At 54.6% G+C, this 10,831-nt stretch carries 6 protein-coding genes; 4 read left to right on the forward strand and 2 right to left on the reverse strand.

Annotation, left to right across the window (positions count from 1 at the left end):
- The first annotated feature begins 381 nt into the window (after positions 1-381).
- The 3 genes from ACYQ3S_RS15135 (at position 382) to ACYQ3S_RS15145 (ending at position 5,921) form a co-directional block, all read left to right on the forward strand.
- A complete protein-coding gene (locus ACYQ3S_RS15135; protein WP_459690174.1) occupies positions 382-1,752 on the forward strand; it encodes a MurT ligase domain-containing protein in 1,371 nt (456 codons plus the stop codon).
- A 15-nt stretch (positions 1,753-1,767) separates the two neighbouring features.
- A complete protein-coding gene (locus ACYQ3S_RS15140) occupies positions 1,768-2,508 on the forward strand; it encodes a type 1 glutamine amidotransferase (protein WP_459690176.1) in 741 nt (246 codons plus the stop codon).
- A gap of 242 nt (positions 2,509-2,750) precedes the next feature.
- A complete protein-coding gene (locus tag ACYQ3S_RS15145; protein WP_459690177.1) occupies positions 2,751-5,921 on the forward strand; it encodes an S-layer homology domain-containing protein in 3,171 nt (1,056 codons plus the stop codon).
- 52 nt (positions 5,922-5,973) lie between these two features.
- On the opposite strand, the gene ACYQ3S_RS15150 is transcribed toward ACYQ3S_RS15145, so the two are convergent.
- Positions 5,974-6,504, reverse strand: a complete 531-nt coding sequence (locus tag ACYQ3S_RS15150; protein ID WP_459690178.1) for a hypothetical protein — start codon at positions 6,502-6,504, stop codon at positions 5,974-5,976.
- Between the two features lie 316 nt (positions 6,505-6,820).
- On the opposite strand from ACYQ3S_RS15150, the gene ACYQ3S_RS15155 reads away from it, so the two are divergent.
- The gene (locus ACYQ3S_RS15155; protein WP_459690180.1) at positions 6,821-7,450 is read left to right on the forward strand and encodes a hypothetical protein; all 630 of its coding nucleotides are present in this window, start codon (positions 6,821-6,823) and stop codon (positions 7,448-7,450) included.
- Between the two features lie 61 nt (positions 7,451-7,511).
- Here ACYQ3S_RS15155 and ACYQ3S_RS15160 read toward each other — a convergent pair.
- Positions 7,512-10,831 (reverse strand): S-layer homology domain-containing protein (locus ACYQ3S_RS15160; protein WP_459690182.1); only part of this gene is annotated, 3,320 nt, incomplete at its 5' end.

The following is a 10,831-nucleotide window of genomic DNA, read 5'->3' on the forward strand; positions in this document are numbered from 1 at the left end:
GCGCCGTCAGCATGTTCACGGCATCCTTGGCCTGGATATCGGCCTCATCCGTGAACGCCGCACCGGCAAACATGGTGAACGCGCACGCGAACGCCAGCACCAGTGCGAGAACCTTTTTCTGATGGCGCGATACTGCACATAATGCAGGGAAAATTGCTGAAATGCGGCCAAAACTGTCTTAATAAAAAACTTTTCTGTATTAGGAAAATATTGGATAACTAATAATAAACAAATCAAATCGCCAAATTCGACTTCCGCGATTCAGAAAAAATTTTGTAATTATTTTGTGCAAAAACACTATTTCTGTTTTCCCCTGCTTGTACAAGGATACAAAATGCGGTATACTTTTATATATCATTTTACAAACAGAAAGGGCAGTTTATGAAGCTCAAAACCAGGATAGCCGTTATAATATGCAAAGCATCCGGTGCGCTGCTGCGCAAAATGGGACGCGGCGGGACCAACCTGCCCGGCAAGCTTGCATTGAAGATCGATAAAAATATTTTGGGAGAGCTGTCGCAGGGTGTCAAAGTAACCGTTGTGACCGGCACAAACGGCAAAACCACCACCTCCCGCATGATTGAACAGGCGTTTTCGGATGCGGGGTTTCGATATTTTTCCAATAAATCCGGCGCAAATCTGCTGACCGGCATTATTGCGGTATTTGCCCAGCACTGTTCCCTTTCCGGAAAATGCCGGTATACCCATGCGCTGATCGAATGCGACGAGGCCGCGTTCCGGAAAACAAGCGAATTCCTGCCGGTCGAATGCCTGGTAGTCAATAACATATTTCGGGACCAACTGGATCGGTACGGCGAAATCACCCATACGCTCAACGCTATTCGGGAAGGCATCACGCATATTCCGGACGCTGTGCTGTGCTTGAACGCGGATTGTTCGCTTACCGCCTCGCTGGCTGAAAAGATCCCTAACAGGGTGGTTTGGTTTGGCGTCAACGTGCCGATTTATACGCATGCGGCGCACGAACTGTCAGACGCCCCCTACTGCATTCACTGCAAGACCGAGTATCAGTATGATTATGTGACGTACGGCCATCTGGGGGGCTTCCATTGCCCGAACTGCGGATATGGCAGAAAAACGCCGTCCATAGCGGTCACCCAGATATTGACGGCCGGTGCGGATGCCTCCGATATCGTGCTGGATATCTGTGGACGGGCGCACGACGTACATGTGAATCTGCCGGGCGGCTACAATATTTACAATGCTGCGGCCGCAGCCGCAGCCGCCCATGTCGCCGGTATTGACGATGAGACGGCCGTCAGCGCACTGGGGCAATTTGAATGCGGATTTGGCCGCGCGGAGCAGTTTACACTCGGCAAAGCGCAGGCACGGATGATGCTGGTCAAAAATCCAGCGGGCTTTAATCAGGTCATCAACCTGATCGCACATGACGAAGGCAGCTATAAACTGGCGTTTCTTCTGAATGACCGCTTTGCGGACGGAACGGATATCAGCTGGATTTGGGACGTTGATTTTGAGGCGCTGGCGGAACAGCAGGAACGGTTCACCCAGATCCTGGTTTCCGGCGTCCGTGCGGACGATATGGCGCTCCGCTTGAAATATGCCGGCTTCCACACGGACAGGCTGGAGGTCGTGCAGGAGTATGAGACTCTGCTGGATCGCGTGGGCGCGGATGAAACGCCAGCCTTTCTGATGCCGACCTATACGGCGATGTTCGACCTGCGCAATGAGATCAGCCGGCATACGGATATCAAGGCATTTTATGAATAATGGAGGAGACGGGAAATGGAACTGAATATCTGTCATCTATATCCGGATATCCTCAATCTGTACGGCGACCGCGGCAATATCATAACGATGAAAAGGCGCTTGGAAGCGCGCGGTATAGCGGCCCATATAGAGGAATGCTCAATCGGGCAGCCTCTGGATATCGAAGCATACGATATCTTTTTTATCGGCGGCGGTCAGGATTTCGAGCAGGAGGTCCTGCTGCGTGACCTGGCGGGCGGCAAGGCGCGGGACATCCGTGCGGCGGTCGAGGATGAAAAGGTATTCCTGGCGATCTGCGGCGGCTATCAAATGCTGGGGCAGTATTATAAAACCTGGGACGGCAGTCAGATGGATTTTATCGGAGCAATCAATATCCATACCATAGGCGCCAAAGAGCGTATGATCGGCAATTATATGTTCCGCACAACGCCGGAAAGCAGCGGGACGATCGTGGTAGGGTTCGAAAACCATTCGGGTAAAACCTATCTGGGCGAAGATGTCGCGCCGCTGGGCATGGTGCTGAGCGGCTACGGCAACAACGGCGAGGATCAAACCGAAGGGGCGCGCTATAAAAATGTGTTCGCCACTTACTCGCATGGTTCGCTGCTTCCCAAAAATCCGGAGCTGTGCGATTTTATCCTGCAGAAGGCGATACAACGAAAATACGATGTTGTTCAGCCGCTATCCCCGCTGGATGATACGCTGGAAAATAATGCGCATGCATATATGCAGCAGCGCCTCAGCCGAAAAGCATAGAGAGCGTTCGATGCGGCCTCCCCAAAAGGGAGGCTGTTTTGTTATATTATATACAAATTTCTTTTCTTACTTTTGGAGGGCTCATTTGTGCCAAACAGGCGCGACCCGCATAAGCGGCTTTTGCAGATAAAAAATGGATGCTTCTAAAAAAAGTTTGTTCATTCAGTTATTTTATACGAAAAATCAAATAACGGAAGGTTTTTTGTTCTATAATCCGCCATCAGAAAAAGGTTCTCGCACTGGTGCTGGCGTTCGCGTGCGCGTTCACCATGTTTGCCGGTGCGGCGTTCACGGATGAGGCCGATATCCAGGCCAAGGATGCCGTGAACATGCTGACGGCGCTGGGCGTTATCGAGGGCGACCCCGATGGCTCCTTCCGTCCGGACGCAACCGTTACCCGTGCGGAAATGGCGAAGATGATCTTCGTTGTCCGCAACAATTCCATTGATGATTCGGCTTACGAGAACAACTCCTCGAAGATGACCGACATCAACACTCACTGGGCCAAGGGCTACATCAAGTTCTGCGAGTCCCAGGGTATCATCGCCGGCTACGGCGACAACACCTTCAAGCCCGACGCGACTGTAACCGGCGTAGAGGCGGCCAAGATGCTGCTCGTTCTGACCGGCTACGACGCTGACAAGGCCGGTCTGACCGGTTCCAACTGGGCGACCAACACACTGAAGTATGCGGGCGCTGCCGGCATTCTGGACGACGTAGGCTCCGGTCTGGAGTCCGGCCTGCCGCGCCAGTACGCCGCGCAGATGATCGCGAACACGCTGGAGACCAACCGTGTCAAGTGGTCCACCGACTCCGACTCCTTTGACGACAACCTTGGCAGCGGCTACAAGGAGACCGTCGGCGAGGCTTACATGGGCCTGTGCTATGACTACGGCACCCTGATCAAGATCTCCACGGATTCTTTGGAGATTCAGCTTGACAGCACCTATTCGTCTGACAACTACCATAGTGGTAGTGGCAAGGTTCCTTTCTCCAAGGTAGGCACGGACTACTCCAGCCTGCTGGGCCAGAAGGTCAAGGTCATGTTCAAGGATGGCAAGACCAACAATGTCCTCGGCGTTTACGCGATCTCGGACAATACGGTTTACTCCACCTACATGAATGCGACTGAGAAGGACGGCTCCAAGATCAAGTTCGGCGGCTCCTCCTACTCGGTTGACGACGTGGATGCGATCAAAACTATCATTGATGGCGCGGGTGAAGTATCTAAAACGCTGGATTATTTCGATGATACCGCTGAGAACCGGGCATCCATGGATAAGGTTGTCTTTGTTGACACCGACAGCAACAACAAGATCGACACCGCGATCATCACCACCTACACCGGCGGCCAGGTAACTTATGTTGGCTCCGATAAGATCACCTTTGATGGCAAGTCCTACGAGTTTGAGGATGAAAACATCGACGAGGAAATCGTGAAGGACGACTATGCGGTTATGTCTGAGAACCTCTACGAGGACTGCAAGGACATCGTCCGCGCGGACATCCTGACCACCGAGCTGACCGGCTACAAGGAAAAGGACGGCTACGTTCAGTACGAGCTGGATGGCACTTGGTACAACATGGCTTCCGAGGATACCGATGTCTCCACCGGTGATACGGTTAAGGCCTATGTCTTCAACGGCGTTGTACTCGACCTTGACACCGATGACGGCGACGGCTCGTTCCCGAGCGATGTAGCCGTAGTGATCGGCAAGGGTACCAGCGGCCTGGACGGCGATCAGGCTAAGATCCGCTTCTTCGACGGTTCCACCAAGACGGTTACCATGTCTGACGACAGCGTTTCCCTCACTGTTGGCACCGCTTACAAGATTTCCGGTTCTGATTCGGATACCAAGTTCGAGAACCTGACTCTGAACGACAAGTACAACGGCTACAAGTACATTTCTAACAAGGACGACGCACAGGGCGGCAGCGTTGACGAGATCGCCGACACCAAGATTGCTGACGATGCTGCAATCATTCTGTACACCACTGCGGGCCGCTCCAAGCAGATCACCGGCAAGCAGTTCAAGTCCCTGGCTGACGACGCTTTCACCACCACTGATGCGGCGACCGCGGTATTCACCAAGGAAACCGACGGCCTGACCCGCGTCAAGATGGCGGCGGTCAAGGTGCAGAGCACCGATCTGGTCGGCGAGTCCAGCGATAACTATGCTTACATTGTCACCGGCGGCAGCCAGGCGGCAGGCGGCGATGTCAAGTATACCATCTGGACCGGCTCTGAGAATGTGACCGTTACGGAGGATACCTCCTACAGCAAGAATGCCCGCGCTAAGGGTACGCTGATCGGCTATTCCGAAATTGATGCGGATGGCTACATCAACGATGTTAAGGTTTACGGTACGATCAAGGACGCGAAGGACGCCTCCGGCTCCCTGAACACGACCGACCTGTACCGCGGCGGCAATGAGGCCAATGTTTCCGGCTACATTGCAATCGATGGTGCGCAGTTCAATGTTACTGCTGATACCACCGTACTGATGGTAGACTCCAAGGCTGACAGCGACAAGGCAATCGGCCTGAACTACACCTACGGCGACAAGCTGCCGCAGGGCTCCAAGTATAAGGATGGCGGCGTTGACAAGTATCTGGTCAATGCGTTCTGGATCATGGACGAGGCCGGCAGCGACGACAAGGATATCGACGTTCTGGTCATCGACTCCACCGGCGCGTTCGACGGCTTTGAGCTGGATGATGTGCAGGAGGATGCAAAGGCTGCTAAAATTGCTGTGGGCGATGTTACTCCCAACAATAACACTTTCGGCCAGACAGGCACTTTCAAGTTTGATCTGACTGCGACTAACTTCCCGATTGACGAGGGCGACTCCGAGATTGAGGATACGGCTGGCGCTGTTACGCTCGAGAAGATCGTTAAGGCTGGTACTGCAACCGACGTGAAGGATACCTTTGATACCTTTAGTGGTGTGGCGCTGACTGCAAACGGTACTGGTGTTGAACAGACAATCACCATGAAGGGTGACACCGACGCTGGTGACTACGTTGCGACTGTCAAGGCCAACGGCATTACGCAGACGGTTGAATTCACCGTTAATAAGGCGGAGATTAGCTCTCTTACCGTGACGGCTAACGAGGCTGTTGCACCAGAGTATGGCAAGTACTTCGCGGAAGCAAAGGCTGATACAATTACCGTGGATGGTGCAAAGGTTGTTAAGGTCGAGTGGAAGAAGGGCGAAATTAGCCTGAACGATACGACAGTTGTAGGTGCGGGCGACTTTAAGCTGATTCTGACGGTTGAGCCGGATGACAACCATACTTTTGCTGACGGACTGGCTTCTGGCACTGGTCAGGTAGGTTCTCAGAATCCGGCTGTTGCGACCTCTGATGGTGTTACCACTATTACTTATACTTTCACGGGTATTACTGCCTGAGTGAAAGTTACAGGGTAATAAAAACCCCCTCTTTCGAGGGGGTTTTCCCTTTTCATTTTAAGGCGATATAGACGTATTTTATATCTTTGGCATTTATCCGCGACTTGTCGCCGGGGCTGTTCAGACGAAAGCCGGTTTGCGTAAGCAGGCAATAGTCCGGTTGTTCAGACTCCTCGACCGGAAACGCAAGGAATTGATAGGTGTAACCGGTGGAACCGGTCATTCCGTCCGCGCGCATGATAAACACCATTTTGGGAGCAAAGCCCAGCGTTATCTCGCGGGGATACACACCGTCGCCGGTGTAGGTGCCGAAATACAGGTCGCTTCGCCGCATCAGGTTTGCGTCCAATTCATCGGACAGCATTTCTTCTGTAATCGTGTCCCCGAACGTGTCCACCACGATGCCCTCCACACGCGCCTCCAGCCGTGAGGCGTCGTCGCAGATTCCGTTGACTGCCTGCCGCAGCTCCTCCGGACTGCTGTCGAAGCGCGCTTTCAGCTCGTTCGGCGCGAGCGTGGGCTGGTCGGGTAAGTCTGTGATTTTGTGTTGAAACGCTGTGATTTTATGATCGCTGAATGACATGAAAAACCTCCTTCTGTTTGGGGCGGCCGGAGTTCCCCTCGCGCGCGTTCCTCTGACCACGCGGGCGCGCGCGTGAGGGGTTCCCTGCCCGCCGTTTGCACCGACACGGGAAAGTAAGCGTCTATCAGAATAGCAGAAACGGGAAAAAGCGCAAGGGCAAGTATTTGCCCTTGCGCTTTCCGTTTTTTCGGCTATTATAACGGTTGCTTACTTTCCCCGCACATGAAAAACCAGACGGGGCGGCTCCGCCTCACGCGCGCCCGCGCGCGCTGTCCAAGGAACGCGTGCGGGCGGCACCGACAAAAAGGAGGAAACCATGTCTTTTTCTGACCACAAGATCACACAATTCACGCACAAAATTACAGACTTACCCGACCAGCCGAGCCTACCGGCAAACGAGCTGAAAGCGCGCTTCGACAGCAGTCCGGAGGAGCTGCGGCAGGCAGTCAACGGAATCTGCGACGACGCTTCGCGGCTGGAAGCGCGGGTGGAGGGCATCGTGGTGGACACGTTCGGGGACACGATCGACCGAGAGATGCTCTCGGGCGAGCTTGCCGCCGAGCTGGACGCGAAAGCCGAACAAACCGCGCTGACCAGTGAAGCACAGACCCGCGAAACCGCGGACAGTGCGCTCGATACCCGACTGGCAACAGCCGAGAGCGCGCTGACCGCAAAATGCGAGGTGTATTTCGGCACTTACACGCCGAGCAGCGAACAGCAGACAGACCAAATTGTTCTCGGCTTTCAGCCCAAGGGGCTGCTCATGTTCCCGCAGCAGATCACGCGCGACTGGAGCTGGCTGTGGATGATCTGGCCGGGCGCGCAAAGCGATCCCACCGGCCCCTATCAGCGTATTCGGTTCACTGCGAACGGCTTCGCAGTGGACTGGTGGAGCGACCGTTCCAGCACAGGCATGGCGCCGTACCGGTATCTTGCGTTCAAATAAAGCGCGGAAAGGGAAAACCCCCGACGAAAGTCGGGGGTTTTCTTTGAATCAGTAAACGATTTTACGAAGCAGTAGATACAGCCGTCCAAGTGGAACCGCTATCGCTGGTTTCGTAGAAAGAATCACCAGCAGTAATGGTCGCGCCGCCAATCGCACTAATGATATCAGCCGAATTGGTGCCAGATACGACCTTTACCTGTGTGCCGTTTACGACAACCTTGGTTGCACCGCCATCGATATCCAGGTCGCTTCCAGCAGCAAACGTAATCTTGCCATCATCAGTAAAGAAGATGCTGCCGCCAGACTGTACATCAATCGAACCATTTACAGTAACCGTGCCGCCCAACTGCAGGGTCGAGCCAGAAGGAACTGTTACGGTCACGCCCGCGGGGATGGTCAGGGAGCCCAGGTCGCTGGAACCCGCCTTACCAGACTGCAGAGTAACAGATTCTTTAATCACGATTTCCAGATTATCGGTATCGCCATTTACACAGCGTACAGAGAATGCTGCGTTAGCACCCTGCAAAGCTTCAAACTTGGGATCTTCCCAATCCAGAGTAGCAGTTTTAGCTACATCGAAGCCTGCGCCCGCCTTCATAGTGATCGCATCCGGAATATCCAACTTACCACCGGTAAGTTCAACAATACCTGTAACTTCAATCGTGCCTGTGCCGCTGATAGTTACATTAGAGGATACCTCAGCGCCATTTGCCAGCGTCAGGGTATTACCAGAGCCAACCGTCAGAGTGCCAGCCGGAATCTCGCCGTTCAGGATAACGTTAACGTCGCTCTTGCTCAGCGCGGTGTTGATATCGGCCAGGCTTGCACCCGTGCCGAAGGTGTAGGAGAACGCGCCGTGCAGGTTGTTCTTCACGTCAACAACCAGCAGCTCAACGTCCGAATCAGCCGCCGCGCCATCCAGCTTATACATAACGTTCGGGATCTTGCCGGAGCCGAAGTCGTCGGCCTCCTGGATCTCGCCGTTTTCATAACCCTTGTGGTCGTCGGTGTCAACGTACAGGACAATGGTATCCTTGGTGATGTCGTTGGTGTTGGAGCCATCCAGAGAAATGGTCGTCTGATCGTCGCTCACGCCGTAAACGATGCCGTTGTCGACCAGGCCGAAGTTATCATCAACATCCTCGATGGTGCCGACAACGCCGTCAGCCAGACCGTCCTCGGTGGTGATGGAGGAGTAGCCCAGAACGTCGCCCTTGGAGCGCTTCGTATTGCTCTTCTCCTGAACCTTTACATTCTCGGTGCCGTTCCAGATGGTGTAAACCATGTAACCGTCATCCGACTTGTAAGAGTTCTCAACAACATAGCCGTAGTTGTCGTTGGTGACAAAGGTGTCCGCAATACCGTCAACCGCAACAACGCCGTAGGTTACGCGGTTCACGCCGTTGACTTTGGAGATGAACGCCGCGATGCCGCCTGCCTGAAGCGCACTTCCAGTCTCCGGATTAGGAGACACAGCCGCAGAAGCAACAGTTGCCAGAGACTTGAACTGCTTGCCGGTAATGACCTTGTAATCAGCGCTGTTGGTGGCATACTTGTCGATCAGGACGATCTTCGCAGAATCGTCGACCTTGACGCCGCCGATGTACTTGTCGCTGCCCGCGGTCGCGTACTCCGTAAGGGTCGTAGATTTCGTAATAGCCATACCATCGGTCGCAGTCGCCGGAGCGCTATTATCCTTCATCTTGGCGGTGTAATCGCCGAAGTAATCCGTGGTCTGATCGAGCTGCTTGAAGCGGTATTCGCCGCCCTTGACGGAGTACTCGTAAGCAGCGCCCTCCTGAAGATCACCCTTTGCAACGTAACCTGCACCCGGGTCGTTGTCGATATCGACGATCTCGGTGGAGGTGGTGCCGTCCAGCTTGAGGATCTTGACCTTGTCGCCCTGGATGTCGGTGCCGACCGCCATAACGATCGCAACGTCAGACAGGGTGGAGTTCTCGCCGGAAGCACGCTTTGCGTAGTAAACCACACCGTTCACAACGTAGGAATCAACCGTGTCGCCGGACTTCGCGCTGTTCATATCAGCGTTCGCGCCCTCAACATACCAGGAGCCGTCGATCAGGTACTGGTTCGGGGTGTCCTTGGTGCCGGTCACCTTAACGCCGGTCAGCTTCTCGGTGCGGGTGATGGACTTGCAATCGTTGTAGAGGTCCTCGCGGATCGCGACATAGTCGTTCTTCTCGATATCGTCAGCAATCTGCTCGTCCTCGTACTTGTAGGTCGTGCCGCCCGCGACGATCTCGTCGGAGGAAACATAAGTAGCCTTGGCTACGTCAACCGTGGTCAGGATCGCGGTGTCGATCTTGCCGTTGTCGTTCGAGTCAACGAAGATCACTTCGTCCGCAGAGATGCGGTTGAGCGGGCGAGCGTCGAAGCTCTTGGAACCAACCTGTGCGCTGCCGACATAGTCAGTGGAAGAAGTCAGCAGGGTCGTGCCGGTGGTGGAATTGGTAAAGTCGTTGTCAAAATCGCCGGCCTTCTTCAGGGTAACAACGGAGGGATTTGCCCCGTCATTCACCACTTCGCCATTGACATATACCGTAACGCCACTGTTCTCCAGCGAGTAGGACTTGCCGCCGAACTTGATCTTGGCGCCGTCAGCCTCAACCGCGTTCATAACGGTGGAGTAGGTGGTGTTGTCAGAGGTCGGGTAAACGCCGAGCACGTCGTTGGTCTTGCCATCCTTGAACATGACCTTGACAGTCTGGCCCATCAGGTTGGAGTAATCGGTGCTGACCTTGGTGAAGGTCACATCGCCGCCAACCCAGGAGGTGCTGTTGTTGTTGGTGCGCCAGCCGTGGTAGTTGTCCGAGCTGTAGCTGTCATTCAGCACGATGGAGAGGGAGTCCTTGGAGATGGAAACCAGGGTGCCGTAGTCATAGCACAGGCCCATGTAAGCCTTGCCGACCGTCTCCTTGACGCCGCCGTTGAGGATGTCGTCAAAAGAGCCGGAGTCGTTGGACCACTTGACGCGGTTGGTCTCCAGCGCGTTGTAGATCATCTGCGCGGCGTACTGGCGCGGCAGACCGGATTCCAGACCGGCGTTTACATCGTCCAGAATGCCAGCAGCGCCCGCGTAGCGCAGGGTGTTGGTGGACCAGTTGGAGCCTACCAGACCGGCCTTGTCAGCGTCGTAGCCAGCCAGAACGAGCAGCATCTTGGCCGCTTCTACGCCGGTTACGGTCGCGTCCGGACGGAAGGTGTTGTCGCCGTAGCCGGCGATGATGCCCTGGGACTCGCAGAACTTGATGTAGCCCTTGGCCCAGTGAGTGCTGATGTCGGTCATCTTCGAGGAGTTGTTCTCGTAAGCCGAATCATCAATGGTGTTGTTGCGGACAACGAAGATCATCTTCGCCATTT

It is taken from the genome of Agathobaculum sp. TL06, from assembly GCF_054658635.1.